The sequence below is a fragment of the Pseudomonas sp. H3_E07 genome (assembly GCF_054668895.1).
This window is the reverse complement of the sequence record NZ_CP162795.1, coordinates 5,383,807-5,405,675: the sequence shown is the minus strand read 5'-3', so window position 1 is coordinate 5,405,675 and position 21,869 is coordinate 5,383,807. Positions and strand designations below refer to the sequence as shown.

General features: G+C 62.3%; 19 protein-coding genes and 1 pseudogene. 14 read left to right on the top strand and 6 right to left on the bottom strand.

Annotation, left to right across the window (positions count from 1 at the left end; all coding sequences use genetic code 11):
- Positions 1–30 precede the first annotated feature (30 nt).
- Positions 31–1,236: a chromate efflux transporter gene (chrA, locus tag AB4O08_RS25070; RefSeq protein WP_460114468.1), complete on the top strand. Its 1,206-nt coding sequence runs from the start codon at positions 31–33 to the stop codon at positions 1,234–1,236.
- A gap of 387 nt (positions 1,237–1,623) precedes the next feature.
- Positions 1,624–1,959, top strand: coding sequence for a hypothetical protein (locus tag AB4O08_RS25065; RefSeq protein ID WP_010209787.1), 336 nt, complete (start codon positions 1,624–1,626; stop codon positions 1,957–1,959).
- Here the strand turns inward: AB4O08_RS25065 and AB4O08_RS25060 are convergent.
- Positions 1,949–3,562: a hybrid sensor histidine kinase/response regulator gene (locus AB4O08_RS25060; protein WP_045791967.1), complete on the bottom strand. Its 1,614-nt coding sequence runs from the start codon at positions 3,560–3,562 to the stop codon at positions 1,949–1,951. The genes AB4O08_RS25065 and AB4O08_RS25060 overlap by 11 nt on opposite strands.
- 116 nt (positions 3,563–3,678) lie before the next feature.
- On the opposite strand from AB4O08_RS25060, the gene AB4O08_RS25055 reads away from it, so the two are divergent.
- From AB4O08_RS25055 to AB4O08_RS25025, 7 genes are all read left to right on the top strand, one after another.
- Complete coding sequence (locus AB4O08_RS25055; RefSeq protein WP_010209782.1) at positions 3,679–4,281, top strand: LuxR C-terminal-related transcriptional regulator; 603 nt, start codon at positions 3,679–3,681, stop codon at positions 4,279–4,281.
- Positions 4,282–4,488: 207 nt separating this feature from the next.
- The gene (locus tag AB4O08_RS25050) at positions 4,489–4,980 is read left to right on the top strand and encodes a GNAT family N-acetyltransferase (protein WP_460114467.1); all 492 of its coding nucleotides are present in this window, start codon (positions 4,489–4,491) and stop codon (positions 4,978–4,980) included.
- A 2-nt stretch (positions 4,981–4,982) separates the two neighbouring features.
- Entirely contained in the window at positions 4,983–5,408 is a 426-nt protein-coding gene (locus AB4O08_RS25045; protein ID WP_460114466.1) for a GNAT family N-acetyltransferase, read from the top strand.
- A gap of 252 nt (positions 5,409–5,660) precedes the next feature.
- Positions 5,661–6,173, top strand: coding sequence for a sigma-70 family RNA polymerase sigma factor (locus AB4O08_RS25040; RefSeq protein WP_010209776.1), 513 nt, complete (start codon positions 5,661–5,663; stop codon positions 6,171–6,173).
- Positions 6,170–7,120: a FecR domain-containing protein gene (locus tag AB4O08_RS25035; RefSeq protein ID WP_460114465.1), complete on the top strand. Its 951-nt coding sequence runs from the start codon at positions 6,170–6,172 to the stop codon at positions 7,118–7,120. The genes AB4O08_RS25040 and AB4O08_RS25035 overlap by 4 nt, the downstream gene beginning before the upstream one ends.
- Positions 7,121–7,218: 98 nt before the next feature.
- Positions 7,219–9,681, top strand: a complete 2,463-nt coding sequence (locus AB4O08_RS25030; protein WP_460114464.1) for a TonB-dependent siderophore receptor — start codon at positions 7,219–7,221, stop codon at positions 9,679–9,681.
- A 63-nt stretch (positions 9,682–9,744) separates the two neighbouring features.
- Positions 9,745–10,638: an AraC family transcriptional regulator gene (locus AB4O08_RS25025; protein ID WP_044287325.1), complete on the top strand. Its 894-nt coding sequence runs from the start codon at positions 9,745–9,747 to the stop codon at positions 10,636–10,638.
- Here the strand turns inward: AB4O08_RS25025 and AB4O08_RS25020 are convergent.
- A complete protein-coding gene (locus tag AB4O08_RS25020; RefSeq protein WP_010209766.1) occupies positions 10,580–11,167 on the bottom strand; it encodes a LysE family translocator in 588 nt (195 codons plus the stop codon). The two genes, AB4O08_RS25025 and AB4O08_RS25020, sit on opposite strands and share 59 nt — an antisense overlap.
- Positions 11,168–11,369: 202 nt before the next feature.
- On the opposite strand from AB4O08_RS25020, the pseudogene AB4O08_RS25015 reads away from it, so the two are divergent.
- Both AB4O08_RS25015 and AB4O08_RS25010 read left to right on the top strand, forming a co-directional pair.
- Positions 11,370–11,510: pseudogene (locus tag AB4O08_RS25015) on the top strand (alpha/beta fold hydrolase); the annotation flags it as partial.
- 54 nt (positions 11,511–11,564) lie between these two features.
- Positions 11,565–12,143: a TetR/AcrR family transcriptional regulator gene (locus AB4O08_RS25010; protein WP_332880392.1), complete on the top strand. Its 579-nt coding sequence runs from the start codon at positions 11,565–11,567 to the stop codon at positions 12,141–12,143.
- Positions 12,144–12,241: 98 nt separating this feature from the next.
- Here AB4O08_RS25010 and AB4O08_RS25005 read toward each other — a convergent pair whose 3' ends face one another.
- Positions 12,242–13,126 (bottom strand): NAD(P)/FAD-dependent oxidoreductase, encoded by an 885-nt coding sequence (locus AB4O08_RS25005; protein WP_010209761.1) that lies wholly within the window; start codon positions 13,124–13,126, stop codon positions 12,242–12,244.
- A gap of 144 nt (positions 13,127–13,270) precedes the next feature.
- On the opposite strand from AB4O08_RS25005, the gene AB4O08_RS25000 reads away from it, so the two are divergent.
- Entirely contained in the window at positions 13,271–13,708 is a 438-nt protein-coding gene (locus AB4O08_RS25000) for an Rrf2 family transcriptional regulator (protein WP_029529115.1), read from the top strand.
- Between the two features lie 4 nt (positions 13,709–13,712).
- Here the strand turns inward: AB4O08_RS25000 and AB4O08_RS24995 are convergent, their stop codons facing one another.
- From AB4O08_RS24995 to AB4O08_RS24985, 3 genes are all read right to left on the bottom strand, one after another.
- Positions 13,713–15,158, bottom strand: a complete 1,446-nt coding sequence (locus AB4O08_RS24995; protein WP_069673417.1) for a mechanosensitive ion channel family protein — start codon at positions 15,156–15,158, stop codon at positions 13,713–13,715.
- Positions 15,159–15,335: 177 nt separating this feature from the next.
- Positions 15,336–16,202 (bottom strand): pirin family protein, encoded by an 867-nt coding sequence (locus AB4O08_RS24990; protein ID WP_010209757.1) that lies wholly within the window; start codon positions 16,200–16,202, stop codon positions 15,336–15,338.
- Between the two features lie 76 nt (positions 16,203–16,278).
- Positions 16,279–17,484: a multidrug effflux MFS transporter gene (locus AB4O08_RS24985; protein WP_460114463.1), complete on the bottom strand. Its 1,206-nt coding sequence runs from the start codon at positions 17,482–17,484 to the stop codon at positions 16,279–16,281.
- Positions 17,485–17,584: 100 nt separating this feature from the next.
- On the opposite strand from AB4O08_RS24985, the gene AB4O08_RS24980 reads away from it, so the two are divergent.
- Both AB4O08_RS24980 and AB4O08_RS24975 read left to right on the top strand, forming a co-directional pair.
- A complete protein-coding gene (locus AB4O08_RS24980) occupies positions 17,585–18,691 on the top strand; it encodes an efflux RND transporter periplasmic adaptor subunit (RefSeq protein ID WP_460114462.1) in 1,107 nt (368 codons plus the stop codon).
- 2 nt (positions 18,692–18,693) lie between these two features.
- Positions 18,694–21,777, top strand: coding sequence for an efflux RND transporter permease subunit (locus AB4O08_RS24975; RefSeq protein WP_106120236.1), 3,084 nt, complete (start codon positions 18,694–18,696; stop codon positions 21,775–21,777).
- The last annotated feature ends 92 nt before the right edge of the window (positions 21,778–21,869 follow it).

The following is a 21,869-nucleotide window of genomic DNA, read 5'->3' as shown; positions in this document are numbered from 1 at the left end:
GTTGAATAGGCCGATGATGAATCAATCAACATGACCGACACCCGCCAGACTGACCGCCGCCACTGGACAGTTTTCCTAATTTTCCTGCGCCTGGGCCTGACCTCTTTCGGTGGCCCAATCGCCCACCTGGGCTACTTCCGAGACGAGTTCGTGGTGCGTCGACAGTGGCTCAGCGAGCGCAGTTATGCGGATCTGGTCGCCCTTTGCCAGTTTCTACCAGGGCCTGCAAGCAGTCAGGTCGGCATCGCGCTTGGGCTTTCTCGCTCAGGCTACGGTGGCGCGCTGGCGGCGTGGATGGGGTTCACTTTACCTTCCGCGATTGCCCTGATCCTCTTTGCGTTGGGCATAGCCCGTTATGGCGATGTCATACCCGTTGGCGTATTGCACGGGTTAAAGGTGGTAGCCGTGGCGGTGGTCGCGCAGGCGGTATGGGGGATGGCGCGCAATCTGTGTCCCGATACACCGCGTAGATCCATCATGACAGCAGCAACCTGCTTCGTGCTGCTCGTACCCTCCGCGTTGGGGCAAGTCGGGGTCATAGCGATGGGTGCGATCATTGGCTTGTGCCTCTTCAAGCCCGAGCCGAGCGAAGCCCGTGATCCGCTGCCCATTCGCATCCGCCGTCGTGCCGGCATGTTTTGGCTGGTTCTGTTCTGTGCTCTGTTGCTCGGGCTGCCGCTCCTGGCAACGTGGTTTCCAAGTCAAATGTTGTCGAGGGTGGATGCGTTCTACCGCGCTGGCTCGCTGGTCTTCGGTGGCGGACATGTGGTGCTGCCGCTGTTGCAGGCTGAAGTCGTACCTACTGGCTGGGTCGGCAACGATGCATTCCTGGCGGGCTATGGCGCCGCTCAAGCCATCCCTGGGCCGCTATTCACCTTCGCTGCATTTCTCGGCGCGTCGATGAACCAAGCGCCCAACGGTTGGCTTGGGGGCCTGGTTTGCCTGCTGGCGATATTTGCGCCTTCTTTCCTGTTGATCTTGGGCGCCTTGCCGTTCTGGGAGCATCTGCGGCACAACATCCGCACGCAAGCGGCGCTGATGGGCATCAATGCGGCGGTGGTCGGTGTGTTGCTCGCCGCCCTTTATCAGCCGGTATGGACGAGTGCGATTCACGCCCCGCAGGACTTTGCCCTGGCCCTTGTGGCGCTGGTTGCGTTGATGTTCTGGAAAGTTGCGCCGTGGCTGGTGGTACTCGGCAGCGGCGTCATGGGTGGGCTGTTGAGTATCGCTTTATAAGCAAAAACTCATGCTGAACTGCGCTATTGGCCGATTCTGTTGAACAGAAAGCCATCCGGGACGGCTTTATCATTTAACGGTGAAAACGCTTTCTTACGGCTGCTACGTGAGATCCATGTCAGGAAGCGCCTGCCGAAAGTGCGAATGGCTTGCAAGCGGGTAGCGAACGCTACCTGGGCATCCTTTGGAGTGGCAGGTTTTATCTTCAGCCTTTCACGCGATTTCCATGAAATCATCGTGCCATTAGCACACCTGTGCTAATCGACCCTTCCCCCCTGCGGCGCTATATTCCCCGACACTTCCAACGCTCCTCCGGCACCGTGCATTTCTTGCGCGTGGGCGTGTTGTGCGCTGGAAAAACCATAACAACCCCAAGGAAGAATCACCATGAAACTGCAATCCTCTGTTACTCGCCTGACCCTGTTGGGTGCCCTGATCATCGGCGTGGCCGGCTGCAGCAACATCAAGCCTACAGAAGACCACCTCAAGACCCTGTCGGAAACCAACCTGGGCGAGCCGGTCAAGCGTATCTCCAACGTACGCAGCGACTCGATGACCACCTACTACGTGGCCACCGCGGCGTCTGGCGAGTACAACTGCTCGGTGCCCAGCGGTGCCAGCGGCGGCGCGTTTGCGGTCGCAAGCTTTGGCCTGATGAAGCCTGCCGCCTACTGCCAGCCCAAAGGCGCACGCGGCAACCCACTGCAGGGCTTCACCCAGTAACGGACTCCTGGCTCAGGTCCCGCAGGCTGCCACGCAGTTCAGCGGGGCGTACAGGTTTGGAGAGAATGGCGATCTGACGGTCGTGCAACGCGGCCTGGATTTTCTCCACATCGTGCCCGGTGAGGATCAGCGCCGGGACCGCCCAGCCACGTTGCGCGCGCAGGGCGTCGATGCATTCGATACCGGTGGCATGATTACCCAGGTCATAGTCGGCGACGATGATGTCGCAGTCGCTGACCAGGTCACGCCCAGACGACTCCGCCTGCACCTCGCACCCCCAGCGCTCCAGCAGCGCCTGGGTGGCGAGCAGCACGTTGTGGTCATCCTCCACCAGGCACACCTTCAAACCCGTGAGCAACCCGGCCTGGCGCGTGTCGTCACGCGGTGCCGTAGTCCGCGGTGCAGTGGCCAAAGTGAGGCCATACAGGCACACGGAGGTGCCATGGCCAACCCGTGAGCGCAGGCTCACTTGCACGCCCATCAATTGCCCCAGGCGCTTGACGATGGACAGCCCGAGGCCCACGCCTTCGACGTCTTTGTCACGCAGGTGGCGTACCCGATAAAACTCCTCGAAGACCTTTGACAGATGCTCCTCGGCAATTCCCCGCCCCCGGTCATGAATCTCCACCGCCAAGCCGCCGTCGCGAACGCGCACGCCGATCAGCACCGGACGATGCGCGCCATATTTGAAGCAATTGGACAGCACGTTCTGCACCATGGTCGCCAGCAGCGCCGGGTCGACCAGCACCCAGTGCGCGCACGGCCGCAGGCGCAGCTCCACGCCGGCCCAGCGCGCAGCTTCGGCGTTCTGGCGTACCAGGTCGGCGAGGAACTCGCCCAGGTGCACCGCCTGGTATTTGGGCATCAGGCGGCCGTTGTCGAGGGTGTAGAGGTCGAGAATCGAACGGAACAGTTGCGACACGTTGAGCAGGGAGCGGTCGATATTGTCCACCAGCCTCCGTTCTTCGTCGCCCAGCCGGGCTTCGCGCAGGCAGGCAGTGAACAGGCCGATGGAATGGATGGGTTGGCGCAGGTCGTGGCTGGCCTGAGCGAGAAAACGGGATTTCTCCAGGTTGGCGGCGATGGCTTGCTCCGACGCCTTGCGCGTGCGCTCCAGCAGAATGTGCGCATACACCGGGATTACCGTGCTGGTGATCATGAGCATCAGCACCATAAAGGGTTGTGCCTGCCACACCGGCGTCAATCGATACACAACCAGCAGCGCCAGCAGCGCCAACGCCGTGGCAATCGCCAGGTAACGCGAGCCGTAACGCATGCCGTTGCCGAGGTTGACCCACACCATCACCGCATACAGCGGCAATGCCGCCTCACCACCGACCACCATGCCGAACGAGGTGCCGGTGTAGTCGTGAAGCATGCCGAAGATCCGCCGCGCCGGGTAATGTCCGGGCCATCGGGCGATCACCTGGCGCAACACGATGGAGGCCAGCAGGAACAGAAAGATATACAGGATCACCGGCAGGTAGGTGTCCACCGACTGTCCGGGCAGGAAGCCCAATGCACCGATGTAGACAATCGCAATGCTGGCCACCACGATGCGCAGGTTGGCTTGGTCGAGTTCGGAGTTGGTCTCAAGACTCATGGGGTTACGTCCTTGTACGGCAGTGATCAATTCCTTCACACACCACAGGCAGGCCCTGGGCGCGGTGGTAAGGTAGCATGCAATTGCACACCCTTGCCCCAGGAAGGAGCACCCACATGAGCAGTCGCATCATCATCGCCGATGACCATCCGATGTTTCGTGAAGCCATGCTGCGCACGGTGCAGCGCTTGTTGCCAGACGCCGTGGTGCAGGAAGCCGGGGACCTTGACGGGGTGCTCGCACTGATCCATGAAGGCGGCGAGGTCGATACGCTGATCCTCGATCTGCGCTTTCCCGGCCTGACCTGCATGAGCCAACTGGTCGAACTGCGCCAGCAACTGCGGCGCACTACACTGATCGTGGTGTCGATGGTGGATGACCCGGCATTGATCGATCAGGTGATGGCCCTGGGCGCGGACGGCTTTATCGGCAAGAACATCGCCCCCGACGAGATCGGCCAGGCGCTGCTGGCCATCCGCGAAGGTGAAGTGCTGGTCAAGTTTGCCCCTTCCGGTTTGCTGCCACTGGACACCTACGCCCTCACCGCCCGTCAGCAGGACGTGCTGCGCCTGATCGCGCAGGGCAAGACCAACAAAGAAATCGCCAAGGCCCTGGAAATCTCGCCGTTTACGGTGCGCATCCATGTGTCGTCGTTGTTGCGCACGCTGGATGTGCCGTCGCGGGCGGCAGCAGCGGTGAAGTATTCCGGGGAGTTCTAGGGGGAGCGGGAAGCACGCCTCACCCTGCGCAGCGGTACTGGAGCGCGGCCGTATTGCCGAGCGCTGGCACACCGGATGGATTTGCGCCGAAACCGGCCAGCAGGGTATCGCCTTCAGCTTATCGAGTATTGGGAGAGAGCGTTTCAGTGCCAGGCACAGGATGTTTCTCTATGATGGGGCCTTTCGCTCAATGCCTCAGGAAATACCATGCCCGCCCTCACCTTCCGCACCGCCCTCCCCGCCGATGCCGCGCGTTGCTTTGACATCGAAATCAGCGCCTACGAAGGCGACGAAGCCGCGACGCTGGAGAAGATCGCCACGCGTATTGCGCAATACCCGCAAGGTTTTTTGATCCTGGAAGCCGAGGGCGAAGTGGTGGGTTTCATCAACTGTGGGTGCGCCCATGAGGTGGTGATGTCGGACGAGGCGTTCAAGGAGTTGGTAGGCCACTGCGCCGAGGCGCCAAACGTCGTGATCATGTCGGTGGTGGTCGACCCGGCGCATCAAGGCAAGGATTATTCCAAGGCGTTGATGACTGAGTTCGTGCAGCGTATGCGCGGGATGGGCAAACAGACGATTCACTTGATGTGCAAAGAACAGCACGTGCCGTTGTACGAGCGCATGGGTTATGACTATGTGCGCCCTTCGCCATCGGATCACGGAGGAATGGCGTGGCATGAAATGGTCAGGGCGCTCTGACGATGGACATACCGTTGATTGAAATCAGCGACCAGCCCAACCCCGAAGTCGAGCGCCTCCTCGGCAGCGGCCTGGCGGCGTTCAACGAAAGCATCACGGGCTACAACGATCGCCAGCCGCAGACGGTGCTGATCAAAGACCCTGCCACCCAGCAGATCGTCGGCGGCATCACCGGTAAAACCACGCTAGGCATGGCCTTTCTCGACCTCTTCCACCTGCCCGAACACCTGCGGGGGTCGGGCCTGGGCAGCCAACTGTTGCAAGCCTTCGAAGACGAAGCCCGTCGGCGGGGTTGTCGCAATGCGGTGCTCTACACCCTGAGCTTCCAGGCGCCGGGGTTCTACGAGAAGCACGGGTGGGTGAAATTCGGTGAAGTGCCCTGCGCACCTGAAGGCAGCAGCCGGGTGTTTCTGTCTAAACCGCTGTGACTGCCGCTTGCAGCGGCAATAGCAGCGCGGATTGGTTTTTGGTAAGCGCGCTTGCTCGCGAATAACCAATAGGCCACCCCGGGTAGCCCGATAGCGCTGCGTCATCTCTCACGTTCTTCGCGAGCAAGCTCGCGCCTTCAAAGGGCATCGTTGGCCTGGCTGAGCGGTTTTAATCATTTGCACGCAGCCCGACGCTTTGCTTTAATCGCGACCAATTCTTATTTGCATGCTTTTTTGAGCTGGACGGGCAGTGTGTCGACTTCTTTTACCCACCTCTACGGCACCCATCACGGTTGGCTGCTCGGCCTGCTGCGCCGGCGCCTGAACGACCGCTGGGATGCCGCCGACCTGGCTCACGACACGTTTATCCGGATTCTCAGCCGCCCACCGGCCGAGACCGACCCCGTCCGCCAACGCTCCTACCTGGCCACCATCGCCCGTGGACTGTGCATCGACCATTGGCGCCGGCGCCAGCTCGAACGCACGTGGCTGCAAACGCTGGCCGAACGGCCGGAAGCGCTGCAACCGTCGCCGGAGCAACGGGCGATCATCGTCGAGACACTGGTTGAGGTGGACGCCATGCTCGCGCGACTGCCGAAGAAAGTCAGCGAAGCCTTCCTGCTCGCCCAGTTACACGGCCTGCCCTACAAGCAGATCGCCGAGCAGCTTGGCGTGGGCGAGCGCATGGTCAAGAAGTACATGGCCCAGGCCCTGCTGCATTGCGCAATCCTGGAAGCCGAACTCGACGGGATGCTCGTGCAATGAACGCCTCCGGCAAGCTCAGCCATGCCAGCCTTGAGCAGGCCGCGCAATGGTATGTGCGCCTGCAGGACCACGGCAGCGCCTTGGAGCAACTGCGCTGGCAGGCCTGGGTCGCGCAAAACCCTGAACACTTGGCGGCCTGGCAGTACGTGCAGCGGGTGAGCCAGCGTTTTGCCCCGCTGCAGGAACAAGCCCAGGGAGCCAGCCGCGCCTTGCGCAGTTCGCGGCGCCAGACGCTCAAGACCCTGCTGGTGCTGTGCGGCGGCTCGGCGCTGGCCTGGGGCAGTTGGCGCAACACCGCCCTGCCCAGACTGGTGGGCGGCTGGAGCGCAGACTATGCAACCACCAGCGGCGAAACCCGCGATACCCTGCTGGCCGATGGCAGCCATGTGTGGCTGAACGCGTTGAGTGCGCTGGATGTGCGTTTTGATGCGGCGCAACGCTTGCTGCTTCTGCGCTTTGGCGAGGTATTGATCGACACGGCCAAGGATGCCCGTCGGCCGTTTCTGGTCGATACCGAACACGGGCGCATGCAGGCGCTGGGCACCCGTTTCAGTGTGCTGCAAGGCGACGATCACACCCAGCTCAATGTCTTCGAAGGCCGCGTGCAGATCACCACCCAAGACCGGCATGTGCGCATCATCGAAGCGGGCCAGCAAGCCTCCTTTACCCGCGATGGCTTCAAACCCACCGCGACTGCCTCGCAAGCGCGGGAGGCCTGGAGCCGTGGCGTGCTGCTGGCGGCCAACTTGCCGCTTGGGCAGTTGATCACCGAGCTTAACCGTTATCGCCCCGGCCATCTGGGATGTGATCCGGCGGTGGCGCAGTTGCCGGTGATGGGCTCGTTCCCGCTCAAGGACAGCGATCATGCCCTGCACCTGTTGCAGGCGGCGCTGCCGATTCGGGTCGACCGGCCGTTGCCGTGGTGGGTATCGGTCGGGCCGCTGTAAAAAATCTTCAACCGCCAGTTCCCTTTTTCAACACTCGTTCGGTTAACCCTGCAGACGCTTTCAATTCGCCGATCGATTTGATCCAAAGGGAAACATCCATGTCGCAACCTGCTCGCTTCGCGCTGTGCCCATTGGCGCTGGCCACTTCGTTGTTCTGCCTTGGCGCGCCGATGGTGCACGCCGCCGACTCGCCTTCAAGCCAGGAGGCCGCGCGTGCCTACCGCATCGCCGCCGGCTCCCTGGTCAGTGTGTTGAACAGCTTCGCCGAGCAGTCGGGCATTTTCATCGCCGGCCACAACAGCCTCGCCGCCGGCAAGACCAGCCCCGGCCTGAACGGCAACTACACCCCGGCGGCCGGCTTGCAGCGCCTGTTGCAGGGCAGCGGTCTGCAGGCCCTGCCCCAAGGCAACAACGGTTACGTGCTGGACCCGATTCCCGCCAACACCGGCGCGCTGGAGCTGGGTGCCACCACGGTTTCCGGCCAGGACCTGGGCGCCACCACCGAAGACACCCGTTCCTACACCACCGGCTCCATGGCTTCGGCCACCGGCCTGCCGCTGTCGATGCGTGAAACCCCGCAATCGGTGACGGTGATCACCCGCCAGCAGATGGACGACCAGGGCACCAACAGCATCGCCGACACCCTGCGCCGCGCCCCCGGCGTGAGCGTGCAGAACTACGACAGCGAGCGCTGGGAGTTCTCCAGCCGTGGCCTGCCGATCACCAACTTCCAGTACGACGGTGTCAACTCCACCTATGACGGCGTATATGACTACGGCACCACCAGCACCGACATGGCGGTGTACGACCACCTGGAAATCATCAAGGGGTCGGCCGGCCTGCTGAGCGGCGCCGGCGACCCTTCGGCCACGGTCAACTTGATCCGCAAAAAGCCTACGGCTGCCTTCCAGGCCTCGGTAACCCAGACCTTCGGTTCCTGGGACAACTACCGCACCGAAGGCGACATCTCCGGCCCACTGACGGAGTCCGGCAACGTGCGCGGGCGTTTTGTCGGCGTGTACCAGGATCGCCAGTCGTACCTGGACCACTACCAGAACACCAAGGACATCGCCTACGGCATCCTTGAAGCCGACCTCACGCCCGACACCCTGTTGACCTTCGGCATCGATCAGCAAGACACCCGCTCCCGCGGTGCCAGTTGGACCGGTTTCCCGATGTACTTCAGCGACGGCTCGCGCACGGACTTCTCGCGCTCGTTCAACCCAGCCGCCGACTGGAGCCGTCGCGACTTCAACAACCAGACACTCTTCGCCTCGGTGCAGCAGAAGCTGGCGAATGACTGGTCGCTCAAAGTCAGCCTCGACCGCAAGCGCAGCCAGCACGACACCCTGCTCGCCTCCGCTAGCGGCGGCAACCCGGACCCGGTCAGCGGCGAGAACATGTACATGTTCATGGGCAAGTACAAGGGCGACCAGGTGCAAAACACCCTGGACGTGAACCTCAGCGGGCCGTTCAGCCTGCTCGGTCGTGAACACGAGTTGATCATGGGCTTCATGACCACCCGCTCGAAACAAGATGTGCCGGTGTACGGTTCGGTCTACCCGCCCGTAGGCGGCAGCATCTTCGATTGGCACGGCGAATACGCTAAACCGGACATCCCGCGCAGCGGCCAGAACGATATCGTGCAGCGCCAGACCGGTGCCTACCTGGCCACACGCCTGAAACCCACCGATGACCTCTCGGTAATCCTTGGCACCCGCGTGAGCAATTTCAGCGGCACCGACAACACGGACTTTTACGACCCGACCAAAGGCGACAACCGCACCCGCTACCACCAGAGCGGCGTGGTCACGCCGTATGCCGGGATCGTCTACGACCTCAACGACACCTGGTCGGTGTACACCAGCTACACCCAGATCTATCGCCCGCAGAACAGCAAGGACGCCGATCGCAAGCTGCTTGACCCCATCGAAGGCGATACCTATGAGGCCGGGATCAAGGCCGCGTTTTACGAGGGCCGCCTGAACGCCAGCTTTGCGGCGTTCCGCATCGAGCAGGACAATGTCGCCGAGTACGTCTCGGGCTTCGAGACCGACTCGGTGTATCGCCCGATTGCCGGTGCGACCACCAAAGGCTTCGAGGCGGAACTGTCGGGCGAGGTGCTGGACGGTTGGAACGTCTCCGCGGGCTACACCTACCAGCACACCCGCGATGCCAACAACGGCTACGTGTACAGCTCGGTGCTGCAAACCACCACGCCACAGCAAGTGGTGCGTCTGTTCAGCACCTACCGCCTGCCCGGCGCGCTGGAGAATGTCACCGTGGGCGGCGGCGTGAATTGGCAGAGCGAGTTCTTCGGCAACGTGTTCCAGCCTAACCCGAATGACACGGTCAATTTCGGCCAGTACGCGCGCATCACCCAGGACAGCTACTACCTGGTCGACCTGATGGCGCGCTACCGCTTCAACGAGCACCTGAGCACCACGCTGAACGTGAAGAACCTGTTCGATAAAAAGTACTACACCGGCCTGGGCAACTTCGGCACCGGTTTCTACGGCGAACCGCGCAGCCTGCAACTGGCGACCAAATGGGACTTCTGAGCTGACGACGGTGGCGGTCTGTGCAATGATCCCTTCACTCGCTCAAGGGAGGGACCCGCCGCCATGTCGCCGAACAGCCTCGCTCACCTTTCACGCTCGCCGCGCTTCTGGCGCGACGAGCGCCTGCCCTTCGTCGAAGCACGCACCATTGCCGATGGGCGCAAGGTCACCTACAGCCGTCACGCGCACGAGCATTTCTCCATCGGCGTGGTCACCACGGGGCGCAGCTATTACCACTACGGCGCCGACACCTTTGAGATCAGCGCCGGCACGGTGGTGTTGATGAACCCCGGCGACGTACACGCCTGCAACCCTATCGCCAATGAGCCGTGGTCCTACCAAATGGTGTACATCGACACGCCCTGGCTGACGGACTTGCAGCACCAACTGGGCTTCAGCACGGAGCAGGGTTATCGGCCCTTCAACACGCCCTACACCCGGGACACGGTGCTTTACGAAGGCCTGTTGGAGTTGTACGGGATACTGGTGGATGAACAGGCCGAACACCTGCAAAAACAGAGCGCGCTGGTGAGTTACTTCACTGAAGTGCAACAGCGCCTCAACCCCTCCGACACGCCGGTGCGCGAGGTCAACCACAAGCTGGAACGCGCCGCCGACTACATCCGCGAACACTGCACCGACGCACTCAGATTGGAAGATATCTGCGTGGCGGCCGAGCTGTCGCCGTCCTACCTGATCCGTGCATTCAAGCAGTATTACGGGCTGACGCCCCACGCATTCCTGGTCAACCAGCGTATCCAGTTTGCCCGCGCGCAATTGCGCCAGGGTGAGCTGATCGCCGATGTCGCGCTGGCCGCGGGGTTTGCCGACCAAGCGCATTTCCAGCGCACGTTCAAACAGCATTTCGCCGCCACGCCGGGGCAGTACCGCGACCGGCTCAAGCCATCAATAAATAACCCACACTGGCCACCAGCAACGCAGCCATTGAGCGGTTGAACACGCGAACACCCCGAGGGTTGCCGAGGTAGCGGCGCAGGAACGTCCCGGCGTAGGCCCAGCACGCCACGGACAGGTAGCAGATCACCAGGTAGAGCGCCGCAAACAGCCAGACCTGTGCGGCATCGCCATCCGCGACAAACAAGCCCATCCCCGCCACGCAGGCCAGCCAGGCCTTGGGGTTGAGCCATTGCATGATCGCCCCGTACAGCATCGATGGCGCGGTGGCGTTACCTTCGGCGTCGAGACGGCCATCGTCCGCCGCCAGTTTCCAGGCCATGTACAGCAGGAACGCCACCCCGCCCCACTGGATCAACTGGGTCAATATCGGCCAGCGTACCAGCACCTCATGCAAGCCCAGGCCAATCAACACCAACAGCAACGTGAAGCCCACAGCAGCACCAAACACATGCTTCTGGCTGGCGACAAAGCCGAAGCGCGCCCCCGAACTCAGCGCAACCACATTGACCGGGCCTGGCGTGATGGACGTGGCCAGGGCGAAGGCAGCCATGGAAATGATCAAGCTCATTGCAGTTCCTTTTTATTCGAACCCGTGATGGTGAGGCCACGGTAAACGGCGAGTCGGCCGGGGTATTGAACAAAATCACCCTCGCCGAATGATCGTGTATGCGTGTGCAGGCTTATTCCATCGTCGGCCCTAAAGGCGGCGTAACTTCTGCCTGCCTGATGCTGTCTTTTTCTGCGGTTCAAGCCGCTGAACGCTGAGAAACTTCGCCGCCTTTATCGAACGCGCTGGCAAGGAGTACGCCAAGAGCTCGCCGACGCCTAAAGAGTACGACGCGTGTGTCGAGCAGATCAGCCATATGTGGGCCAGCCCACCGAACTGGACCGACGCGCAATTGCAGAGCATCCTGTCGGCGCGCATCACCTGCGCACCCACCGATACCCGCCCTATCAGGACACCAATGCCCAACCCGATTCCACGACGGCGCGATGCCGCCGTCACCCGCGAAGCCATCCTGTTGTCCGCGCGCAAGGCCTTTGCCCAATCGGGCTATGACGGCGCCGGGGTGCGCGAGATCGCCGCTGGCGCGGGGCTCACCGAGATGCTGGTCAACCGCTACTTCGGGTCCAAGGAAGAGCTGTTTGCCGAAGTGATCGCCGAGACCCTGGCCAGCCCGATCATCCTGACGCCAGGCAACCTCAGCTCGGAAAACCTCGGCCGTACCATCGCCACCGCACTGGTCAGCCTCACCGAAGCCGGCAATAAGCCCTTGGAAGGTTTCCTGATCATGTTGCATGCGGCGTCCAGCAAACGCGCAGCCATCTTCGGTCGCGAGCAAGTGGAAAAAGGTCATCAGGCAACCATGGCCGCAGCACTCAAAGGCGCCCACCACGAAGAGCGTGCCGCGTTGGTGATAGCCCTGGTGTCGGGTTTCCAGGTCATGCGCCAGATGCTGGAGTTGTCGGCGCTGGCCAAGGCCGATCCACAGGTGCTGATCGACCTGCTGACGCCGCTGTTCCAGCAGTTGGTGGATGGCTGAAGCGCTTCAAGCCCTGAGCGAAGGCCGCGAAGAAGTGCTGATCACCGATCATGCCCTGGCGGTAAAGGCCTCGCTGTCCACCGACAGCCCGGTGCACCTCAACCGTTGATCAAGGAAAAATGCGCGCCCACGCCGGCGCGCACGCCCTCCGCCACGGCCAGCGCGACCGAACCGGCGGCGAGGGACGCATCGCCGCAGGCGAACACGCCAGGCTGGGACGTCTGGCGCATGTCATTGGTGTGCAGGTAGGGACCGGTTGGGCCGTCCGCCAGCTCACAGCCCAGTTGCGCGGCCAAAGGGCTGATTCGGGTGCGGGACATCGTGAAGATCCCATCGAGGCTGAACAGCCGCCCATCGTCCAGCTCCAGGTCGGCGCGCTCGCCACAGATGCGCCGTACCGCGCCGCATTCCACGCTGACTCCGCGTCGATCCAAGTGTGCCTGTTGCTCGGCATCCGGGATGAATACGCCGTTGGTGAATAAGGTGGTGGTGCCCCAATCCGGCAGCATCAGTGCGTGGTGCATGGCCAAGGCTGAGGTGGCCAAGACGCCTATGTGGCCTTCGTCCAGCTCGTAGCCGTGGCAGTAAGGGCAATGGAACACGTGCTTGCCCCACCGTGATTCGAGGCCTTCGATGGCGGGCAACTCGTCCACTACCCCGGTGGCGAGGATCAGGCGCTTGGCGTGAAACGTGCCGTTGCATTCAGTGCCAATGGCGAAGCCTTGCGACTCTCCACTCGCCTGAATCACGCGGTCCTGGACCCAAGTGACCGTCGGATAGGCCATCAATTGGCCGCGCCCCTGCGAAGCGATGGCTTCCGGGGCCTGACCGTCCTGGCCGAGAAAACCGTGGGAAGTCGCCGCAAAGCGGTTGCGCCGTTGCCCCGCATCGATCACCAACACTTGGCGCCGTGCCCTTGCCAATTGCAGGCCCGCTGACAGGCCGGCATAACTGCCGCCCACGATAATGACGTCGTACAGCATGAAGGTGACCCCCGGTCATGTGCATCCGGTTATCCGAACGCTTTCACGACACACCATAAGTTACATAAAAATACCGCGTCAATAGTCTCGCAACTTTTTAGGTTACGAACGATACTTTCGTCCGAATCAACCTGAGGCCTATCGATGAGAAACGACACCCGACTTTCGCGCATGCTCCACGTGCTGATCCATATGGGCCGACATGAGGAGCGCGCCACCTCGGAGACCATCGCGCAGATGCTGGGCACCAACCCGGTGGTGGTGCGGCGCACCCTCGGGCTGCTGAAGGAAAAGGGCTATGTACGCTCGGAAAAAGGTCACCAGGGTGGCTGGTGCCTGGGTAAACCCTTGAATGAAATCACCTTGCTGGACATTCATAGCGCCCTGGGCACGCCGTCGATATTCGCCATCGGCCTGTCCACCGACCACCCGGAGTGCCTGGTCGAACAAGCGGTGAACGCAGCGCTGACGGATGCCTTCGATCAGGCCCAGGCGCTGTTGCTGGCACGGCTGGGCGACGTGACGCTGGCGCAGTTGGCCGAGGATTTTGACCAGCGTTACCGCATTGCCATGGCGCCTTGATCAACTACAATCCGCGATTGCGCAACCATTGCAGGAACCCCTTCTTGACCGGCACCACCGGCGCGTCCTGGGTCAAGGCCTGCGCGGCGTGCAGGCGGAAATCCAGCAGGGTCTTCATGGCCTCGCTGATGTCATGACGCGCATCCAGGCAGGGTTTCAGGTATTCCTTCTCAATGCGATACAAGGTGCAGAACGTCTTGGCCGAGAAGTCCGCCAGCGCCGCCTGGTCCGACAGGATCCCTGCCTCGCCAATCACCTCGCCCGGCCCCATCCGTCCTGCTTCGACCTTGTGCCCACCCTTGGTCAGCATCACCGAGACCACGCCGGACTCGACAATAAACAAATGGTCACTGACCTCCCCCGCCGGCAGGATCATCTCGCCGGCGCGGTAGGCGTTCAGGGTCATGTTCTGGCTGAAGGTGTCTTTCTCTTCCTGGCGCAGGGTGGAGAAAATCGACGAGCGTTCGAGCAATGCGCGCGCCGCGGACATGGCCGGCGGTGTGCTGCTTTCGGTGGCCGACAGCAATCCCACCCCGGCCGCTTGCAGGTGCCTGAAGGCCAGGTCGTAAAGCTGGTTGCGCACCTCACGCTTGAGGCTCATGGCGGGTACAAATCCGCTGATTTCATACTCGACGCCGCCACTGGCCGAGGCCTTGAACGCCACGCTCGGCGCCGGATTGCCCAGCAGCGGCCGACACCCTTGCATCGCCCGCTCCAGCGCCTCGATCACGGTTTGCGGGCGCGCATGGGGGCTGACCTGCAGGCTGACCGACAGGCCGAACATGTCCGCCGGGCGCGAGAAGTTGATGATCTTGGCCTTGGCCGCCAGGGAGTTGGGGATTACCGCCAGACTGCCCTGAGAGGTTTGCAGGCGCGTGGCGCGCCAGTCGATGTCAGTCACTCGGCCTTCGGTGCCATCGATGGAGATCCAGTCATCGATCTGATACGGCTTGGTGGTATTGAGGACAATCCCGGAAAACACGTCGCTCAACGTGCTCTGCAATGCCAGACCGACAATGATCGCCACCGCACCGGAAGTGGCGAGCACACCTTTGACCGGCAAATCGAGCACATACGCCATGGCGGCGATGATCGCGATCAGGAAGATCACAGCCCCCACCAGGTCTTGCAACAGGCGCCCGGTGTGGCCGACCCGCTGCATCATCACCGCACCCAGCAACACCGTCAGCGTGCGCGCCGCAAACAGCCACCAACCGATCTGCAAGGCAGTGGCCGAGAGGTGCAAGGCGGTGTTGTCCGCATAAGGCGCCACTTGCATGGGGTTCATGCCGTCGTTGAACAGCACGGCGCTGTACACGGCAAAAATCGCCAACCGCGCCGCCAGCTTCCAGTTGGCGAGGTTGACGGAAATAAGACGCCACACGGCGATGTCGATAAAGATCAGCGCCAGGGCGCACAGCATCGGGTGATCAGCGATAAATGAGGGCATCCAGGCGACTCCAGGGCGAATGCGCAGAAGATCGCATGAAATGGAGTTATCGGGTATAGCACAAACGAAATGTGGGAGCGGGCTTGCTCGCGAATACGGTCGGCCAGTCAATGTTTCTGTGACTGATGCACCGCATTCGCGAGCAAGCCCGCTCCCACACTGGATTACACGGGGCCGTTATATTTGCATTTGCCCAAACTTGCCCGATTGAAAATCAGCAAACGCTTGATGAATCTCCTGCTCGGTATTCATCACAAACGGTCCATGCCCGACGATGGGTTCGTCGATGGGCTCCCCGCTGAGCAGCAACACCTTGGCGTCGTCATTGGACTCCAGTGTGAGTTGACTGCCATCGCGCTCGAACAACGCCAATTGCCCTTGGCGCGCGACTTCCTCGCCATTGACCAGCACTGTTCCGCGCAGGATGACCAACGCGGTGTTGCGCCCTGCGTGCAGGTCCAGAGTGACTGGCTTGCCGGCGTTGAGGCGCAGGTCCCACACGTCGATAGGCGTAAACGTACGGGCGGGGCCCTGGGTGCCAGCAAACTCACCGGCAATCAGGCGCAGTTGCCCGGCGTCGTTGGCCAGCGGCAGTACCGGAATATCGCCGTCGACAAGGGTCTGGTAACCGGCGTCGGCCATTTTGTCCTTGGCCGGCAGGTTGACCCACAGTTGCACCATCTCCAGCTTCCCGCCGCTGCGGGCGAAGGCGGCGGAGTGGAATTCCTCGTGGAGGATACCTTTGGCGGCGGTCATCCATTGCACGTCGCCAGGGCCGATCTTGCCGCCAGCACCGGTGGAATCGCGGTGTTCGACTTCGCCGTCGTAGACGATGGTCACGGTTTCAAAGCCGCGATGAGGATGCTGGCCGACGCCGCGTCGTTGCTCGGTCGGAGTAAAGTCGGCCGGGCCGGCGTGGTCCAGCAGCAGGAATGGGCTGATGTGCTTGCCCATGGTGTCGTAGGAAAACAGTGTGCGCACCGGGAAGCCGTCGCCCACCCAGTGGGCGCGGGGACTGGTGTAGATGCCGATGAGTTTTTTCATGGTGATCCTCCAAAGTGAGTCCACCATAAGACGTCGGGCCGTTGAGCACTAGCCGGCAGATACGGCCGTAACTGTCCTATGTATAGGACAATCCGTTGGCCTGACGCTGACGCAACAGGTGAAACGCCACACAGGCCGTCGCCGCAAAGCACGCCTGGATGACGATCATCGGCGTGGCGCTGCCATCGCGTAGCAGGCTCAACAGCACGCCGCTGCAGGTGGCGCCGAACATTTGCGCAAACCCCATCAGCCCGGCTGCCAGGCCCGCGCGGTGGGCGTTGGGCATTACCCCGCCCGTCACCGAACCTGGCAAGACCAGGCCGCCGCCGAGGGTCACCAGCGCAATCGGAATATCCAGACCCAGCACCGACAGGCCGAACAGCGCATAAATGACCACGGCCGAGACCCCGCCAGCGGCCACCATCGCCACGCCCATTGTCACAATCCGCTGGGGGCCCAGGCGCATGATGTTGCGCCGGGTGTAGGTGGAACCAACGATCAGCATCGACACAATCAGGCCGAAATTGATGCCGTACTCAAGGCTGCTGAAGCCCAGCAAGTTGATAAACACCGCCGACGAGCCCGCGATCACCGCAAACATGGCGCCATAGGTGCACGCCAGCGCCACGGCGAACGCACGGTACTGGCGCCCCCTGAGCAGATCCAGGTATTGCCCGCCCAGGGAGCGCCAGTGGCCGGCCTTGGGGTCCAGGTAGTGATTGCTCTCGCGAAAGAACAGCAGGACCAGTAACAGCACCACGCTACCAATCGCCAGTGCCAGCATGATCGGCGCACGCCAGCCGAGCCATTTGATCAGCAGGCCACCGACCATCGGCGCCACCACGATGGCGTAGAGCATGCCGATCATGGTCAATGCCAGGGCCGGCCCTGCTTCTGCCTTCCATACATCGCGCACCACCGTGCGCGCCAGTACCAACGCGGCGCACGCGCCCAGGCCTTGCAGCACGCGGGCGGCGATGAAGTGCTCGATGTCATCGACCAACAGCATCGATAAGGTCGCCAGCCCATACAGCACCAGACCGCCGATCAGTACCGGCCGACGGCCGATGCGGTCCGACAGCGGGCCAAACAGCAATTGCCCGAGGCCGAATGCGGCGACAAACGCCGACAGCGCCATCAATGACGAGCCCGCTGGAGCGGCCAGTGCCTGCTCGATGGCGCCAAGGCCGGGAATGATCAATTGGGTCGACACCTCACCCAGCGCCGTCAGGGCCACCAATAAAAACAACAAGCTTCGCGATGGCGCCGGGGCGTTTGTCATGAGGAGCATCCGGGGGCTGGATTAATTTATATTTCGACCATAATATGCGTAAAAAATTATGTCCATAATTTTTTGCCCAACGGTTACCCCGGAGCCCGCCATGCACCCTCTTCCCTTGCGTCTTCTCACGCCCCTGGCCCTGTTGATCATCCTCAATGGCTGCAACAGCAAGGCCGACACCGCCGCTGAAACCCCACTGCCGCGCCCGGTCCTCGCGGCCAAAGTCGAAGCCGCCGGCACCCAGCAAAGCGCCTATACCGGCGTGGTTGCGGCACGCACCGAAAGCGACCTGGGCTTCCGGGTCAGCGGCAAGGTCATCGAGCGTAAGGTCGACCCCGGCCAGCACGTGTCCCGTGGCGACACGCTGCTGGTACTGGACATCGGCGATTTCGAACTGGCCCTGCGCTCGGCCAAGAACCGCGTGAATGCCGCCCAGGCACAACTGCGCCAGCGCCGTGACGACGAAAACCGCTACCAGCGCCTGGCCAGCACCGGCGCCGTGTCGCGGCAGATCTTCGACCAGTCGGCGACCCTCCTGCGCGTGGCCGAAGCCGAGCTGGCTTCGGCACAATCCGACGCCAGCCAGATTGAAAACCGCCGTACCTACTCCGTGCTCAAGGCTGATGGCGACGGCATCATTACCGACGTGCGAGTGGACCGTGGCCAGGTGGTCGCCGAGGGGCAGATCGTCGCACGCCTGGCCCATGACGGCGCGCGCGAAGCCATCGTCAACCTGCCGGAAAACCAGCGCGACCAGGCCGCGCAGAAAGCCCTGGCCTTCCCCTTTGGGGCCCCGGACCAGGCGGTGACCGCCACCCTGCGCGAACTGTCCGCCAGCGCCGACCCGACCACCCGCACCTACCGCGCCCGCTACGTCCTGCACGGCGCAGTCGACCGCTTTGCCCTCGGATCCACCATCACCGTACGCCTGCAAGGCAATGGCCAGGCGCAGCAAACCCGGGTGCCCATCGGTGCCCTGCTGGATTCAGGCCAAGGCACCGGCGTCTGGCTGATCGGCGCAGATGACAAGGTCAGTTTCGCGCCAGTGAAAGTCGCCAGTCTTGGCCAGGAAGACGCCCTGCTCGACAGCGGCGTAAGCCCCGGCCAAGTCATCGTTGCCCTCGGCGCACACCTGTTGCACAGCGGTGATGCCGTGCGCCTGCTGCCCGCCCAGGTGCTGGCCCTCAACCGCAAACAGGACAACTGAGCATGCGCGGTATCAACCTTTCCGAACTGGCGGTCAAGCATCGTGCGGTCACGTTGTTCCTGATCATTGCGATCCTCGCCGCCGGGATCTTTTCGTTTGGCAAACTGGGGCGCGCCGAAGACCCGTCCTTCACCGTCAAGGTAATGACCATCACCGCTGCCTGGCCTGGCGCCACCGCCCAGGAAATGCAGGAACAGGTGGCCGATCGCCTGGAAAAGCGCCTGCAAGAGCTGGACTACTACGACCGCGTCGAGACCATCGCCCAACCGGGTTTCGTATCGATGCGCATGACCTACAAGGAGTCCACACGCCCCAGCGAAATCCAGGACCTGTTCTACCAGACCCGCAAAAAGCTCAGCGACGAAGCCGCGAAGCTGCCCCAGGGCGTGATCGGGCCTTTCTTCAACGATGAATATTCCGATGTGTATTTCGCGCTGTACGCTTTGGAGGCCGAACATCTGCCCCATCGGCAACAGGTGCAGATGGCCGAAGAACTGCGCCAGGGTCTCCTCAACCTGCCGGGCGTGAAGAAGGTCAACATCCTCGGCGAACAGGCACAGCGCGTGTTTGTCGAGTTCTCCTATGAACGCCTGGCGACCCTGGGCATCAAGCCGGACCAGATCTTTGCCGCCCTCGCCACACAGAATGCCGTGGCGCCATCGGGCTTCGTCGAGACCGCCGGGGCTCGCGCCTATCTCCGCATCGACGGCGCGTTCGACAGCCTGTCACTGATTGAAAACGTACCGCTGGAAGTCAACGGCCGCGTGCTGCGCATCGCCGATGTGGCAACCGTCAGCCGTGGCTATGAAGACCCGCCCAGTTACCGCATCCGCCACCAGGGCGACCCGGCGTTGATGCTGGGTGTGATCATGGAGAAACACTGGAACGGCCTGGAACTGGACAAGAGCCTCAAGGCCCAGGAAGCGAAGATTCAGGCCGACCTGCCCCTGGGCGTGAACTTCGCCAAGGTCTCCGACCAGGCAAAAAATATCCGCCTGGCGGTGAACGAATTCATGCTGAAATTCTTCGTCGCCCTGGCCGTGGTCATGGTGATCAGCCTGTTGGCCCTGGGCTTCCGCGTCGGGTTGGTGGTGGCGGCGGCTGTGCCGCTGACCTTGTCAGTGGTGTTTGTGATCATGCTGCTGACCGGGCGCGAATTCGACCGCATTACCCTCGGCGCGCTGATCATCTCCCTAGGCTTGCTGGTGGATGACGCCATTATCGCCATCGAGATGATGGTGGTGAAGCTTGAGGAAGGCTTCGACCGGATCCACGCCGCCACCTTTGCCTGGAGCTCCACAGCGGCGCCGATGCTGACCGGTACGCTGGTGACCATCATTGGTTTCCTGCCGGTGGGGTTTGCGCGTTCCGGGGCCGGGGAATATGCCGGCAATATTTTCTGGATCGTCGGCTTTGCGCTGATTTCGTCGTGGTTGGTGGCCGTGGTCTTCACGCCGTACCTGGGCGTAAAGCTGTTGCCGCAGATCAAACCGGTGCCCGGCGGCCATGATGCGATTTACGCCGGGCGTTACTACCAGAAACTGCGCAGCCTGGTGCAAGCCTGCGTGCGGCGCCGCTGGCTGGTGACGGGGCTGGTCGTCGGCGCGTTTGTGCTGTGCGTGGCGGGCATGGGCGTGGTGAAGAAGCAGTTCTTCCCCAACTCCGACCGTTCCGAGCTGATTCTGGAGGTGTACATGCCGCCCGGCAGCGCCTTCAAAAGCACCGAAGCGGTGGCCGCGCGGCTGGAAAAAGCCCTGCTGCAAGAGCCGCAAACCACCCTGGTCGACACCTATGTGGGGGGCGGTGCACCACGCTTTTTCCTGTCGTTGAACCCGGAACTGCCGGACCCGGCGTTTGCCAAGCTGATCGTGCAAACCCCCGACTCTCATGCTCGCGACGCGTTGAAACTGCGCATGCGGGAACGGATTGCCGCGGGTGAGTTTGCCTCGGCGCGGGTGCGCGTAACCCAACTGCTGTTTGGCCCGCCCGTGCCGTTCCCGGTGGTGTTCCGGGTCTCTGGACCCAATCTGGATGTGCTGCGTGGCGTGTCCGAAGACGTGCGCAAAGTCGTCGCCGCCAACACACTGACCAAGGACGCCTTCCTCGATTGGGGCGAGCGCACCAGCGGTTATCGGCTGGTGCTGGACCAAGACCGTCTGCGCCTGCTGGGCTTCACCCCCAACGAGGTGAAATCCCAGCTCAATGCCCTGCTCAGCGGCAACCCGATCACTGAAGTGCGCGAAGGCAACCGCACCGTCTCCGTGGTCGCCCGCGCCCAGGGCGGCCAGCGCGAGGACCTTGGCAACCTCAACAACATGACCCTCACCAACAGCGCCGGCACCTCTGTGCCGCTGGCCCAGGTCGGACATTTCCAGGCGGTGATGGAAGAACCGATCCTCAAGCGCCGCAATCGCGCGACCACCGTGGAAGTGCGCGCCGATATCATCGACGGCGTGCAACCGCCCGACGTGGAAATGGCCGTGTACAAAGACCTGCAGCCGCTGATCGCCAAACTGCCCGCCGGCTACCAGATCGATATTGGCGGCCCGGTTGAGGAAAGCGCCAAGGCTAACGTTGCCCTGGCCGCGCTGTTCCCGATCATGATCCTGCTGACCCTCACGGTGATCATGTTCCAGGTGCGTTCGTTCGGGGTGATGTTCATGGTCTTCGCCACTGCGCCGCTGGGCTTGATCGGTGCAGTGCCGACGTTGCTGCTGTTCAACCAGCCATTCGGCTTCAACGCGATCCTGGGCCTGATCGGGATTGGTGGGATCCTGATGCGCAACACACTGATCTTTACCGACCAGATCCGCCAGAACCAGGACCACGGCATGCCGATTCACGCGGCAATCATCGAGGCCACCGTACGGCGTGCGCGGCCGGTGATCCTGACCGCGTTGGCGGCGGCGCTGGCGTTTATTCCGCTGACGTTGTCGGTGTTCTGGTCGTCCCTGGCCTACGTACTGATCGGCGGCGTGCTGGTGGGCACGGTGTTGACGCTGTTGTTCCTGCCGGCGTTGTGCAGCCTGGTGCTGGGGCGTGAGAAGACGAGAGTTGTCGAAACTTCCCACATAACTGCCGGATAAGCTCTACTCCCCTCCTCCGGGAACCTCTGCAAAGTCCCTCGCCTGACTACACAGTGCGAGGGATTGCAGATGGATTTTCTTGTTATTGGAGC

Excerpts from the sequence above, each read along its gene's own strand:
- chrA (WP_460114468.1), top strand. The coding sequence starts at position 31 with ATGACCGACACCCGCCAGACTGACCGCCGCCACTGGACAGTTTTCCTA.
- AB4O08_RS25065 (WP_010209787.1), top strand. The coding sequence starts at position 1,624 with ATGAAACTGCAATCCTCTGTTACTCGCCTGACCCTGTTGGGTGCCCTG.
- AB4O08_RS25060 (WP_045791967.1), bottom strand. The coding sequence starts at position 3,562 with ATGAGTCTTGAGACCAACTCCGAACTCGACCAAGCCAACCTGCGCATC.
- AB4O08_RS25055 (WP_010209782.1), top strand. The coding sequence starts at position 3,679 with ATGAGCAGTCGCATCATCATCGCCGATGACCATCCGATGTTTCGTGAA.
- AB4O08_RS25050 (WP_460114467.1), top strand. The coding sequence starts at position 4,489 with ATGCCCGCCCTCACCTTCCGCACCGCCCTCCCCGCCGATGCCGCGCGT.
- AB4O08_RS25045 (WP_460114466.1), top strand. The coding sequence starts at position 4,983 with ATGGACATACCGTTGATTGAAATCAGCGACCAGCCCAACCCCGAAGTC.
- AB4O08_RS25035 (WP_460114465.1), top strand. The coding sequence starts at position 6,170 with ATGAACGCCTCCGGCAAGCTCAGCCATGCCAGCCTTGAGCAGGCCGCG.
- AB4O08_RS25030 (WP_460114464.1), top strand. The coding sequence starts at position 7,219 with ATGTCGCAACCTGCTCGCTTCGCGCTGTGCCCATTGGCGCTGGCCACT.
- AB4O08_RS25025 (WP_044287325.1), top strand. The coding sequence starts at position 9,745 with ATGTCGCCGAACAGCCTCGCTCACCTTTCACGCTCGCCGCGCTTCTGG.
- AB4O08_RS25020 (WP_010209766.1), bottom strand. The coding sequence starts at position 11,167 with ATGAGCTTGATCATTTCCATGGCTGCCTTCGCCCTGGCCACGTCCATC.
- AB4O08_RS25010 (WP_332880392.1), top strand. The coding sequence starts at position 11,565 with ATGCCCAACCCGATTCCACGACGGCGCGATGCCGCCGTCACCCGCGAA.
- AB4O08_RS25005 (WP_010209761.1), bottom strand. The coding sequence starts at position 13,126 with ATGCTGTACGACGTCATTATCGTGGGCGGCAGTTATGCCGGCCTGTCA.
- AB4O08_RS25000 (WP_029529115.1), top strand. The coding sequence starts at position 13,271 with ATGAGAAACGACACCCGACTTTCGCGCATGCTCCACGTGCTGATCCAT.
- AB4O08_RS24995 (WP_069673417.1), bottom strand. The coding sequence starts at position 15,158 with ATGCCCTCATTTATCGCTGATCACCCGATGCTGTGCGCCCTGGCGCTG.
- AB4O08_RS24990 (WP_010209757.1), bottom strand. The coding sequence starts at position 16,202 with ATGAAAAAACTCATCGGCATCTACACCAGTCCCCGCGCCCACTGGGTG.
- AB4O08_RS24985 (WP_460114463.1), bottom strand. The coding sequence starts at position 17,484 with ATGACAAACGCCCCGGCGCCATCGCGAAGCTTGTTGTTTTTATTGGTG.
- AB4O08_RS24980 (WP_460114462.1), top strand. The coding sequence starts at position 17,585 with ATGCACCCTCTTCCCTTGCGTCTTCTCACGCCCCTGGCCCTGTTGATC.
- AB4O08_RS24975 (WP_106120236.1), top strand. The coding sequence starts at position 18,694 with ATGCGCGGTATCAACCTTTCCGAACTGGCGGTCAAGCATCGTGCGGTC.